Annotated in this window: 1 protein-coding gene and 1 pseudogene; both read right to left on the bottom strand. The window is 44.5% G+C overall.

Going from position 1 to position 870, the window contains the following annotated elements:
• On the bottom strand, positions 1–194 hold a 194-nt coding region (locus tag GMD1S_RS10540), incomplete at its 3' end, for a phosphoribosylamine--glycine ligase N-terminal domain-containing protein (protein WP_000772085.1).
• Between the two features lie 121 nt (positions 195–315).
• Positions 316–870, bottom strand: a pseudogene (locus GMD1S_RS10545) (bifunctional phosphoribosylaminoimidazolecarboxamide formyltransferase/IMP cyclohydrolase PurH); the annotation flags it as partial.

Below are 870 nucleotides of genomic sequence, written 5' to 3' on the forward strand. Positions count from 1 at the left end.
GCGATATCGTTATCCTTTGCAAACTCTATTAACTTAGAATGTTCGGAAATAGAGATGTTTACTAACTCCAGCCCATCCAGAGTCATCCCGTCATTTCCAGGAGCTACAAAGACTTTTTCAACGTCTTTTGACTCAAGCAACTTCTTAGCAATCGCATGTTCACGACCACCCGAACCGATAACTAACAGCTTCATCTCTCAACCTCTTTTGCGAATTATTTACTAATATTATATCACAAACGTTCGTTCTAATCTTGTTTCACTTAGCATTTTAAGCCAAAAAAGGAAAGAAACTGTTTTCTTCCCTTTTATCTTTTTAATGTCTAAAATGTCTTACGCCTGTGAAGACCATAGTCAAACCATGTTTATCAGCCGCTTCAATTGACTCTTGGTCACGGACTGATCCACCTGGTTGGATGATGGCCTTGATACCTGCTTTGGCGATTTCTTCCACGTTATCCGCAAATGGGAAGAAAGCATCGGAAGCAAGCACAGCGCCGTCAAGACGATCTTTAGCTTGGTCAATAGCGATACGGACTGAAGCCACACGGTTGGTTTGACCTGGCCCAACGCCAAGTGTCATGTGGTCATTGGTCACGATGATCCCGTTGGATTTGACGTACTTGATAGCCTTCCAAGCAAATTCAAGAGCAGTTGCTTCTGTCTCGGTTGGCTGGCGTTTGGTCACCACTTGCCAGTCAACTGGGCTTTCCTTGACCATGTCTTGGTTTTGCACAAGAAGTCCACCGACCACGCCTGTGTATTCTGCCTCTACCTCACTAGCATCTTGAGCATCAAATGGCAAGGCAAGGATGCGCAAGTTTTTCTTTTTGTTGGTCAAAATGGCTAGCGCTTCATCGGTATAGCTCGG

The organism is Streptococcus sp. GMD1S (assembly GCF_000296875.1).
Taxonomy (GTDB): Bacteria; Bacillota; Bacilli; order Lactobacillales; family Streptococcaceae; genus Streptococcus.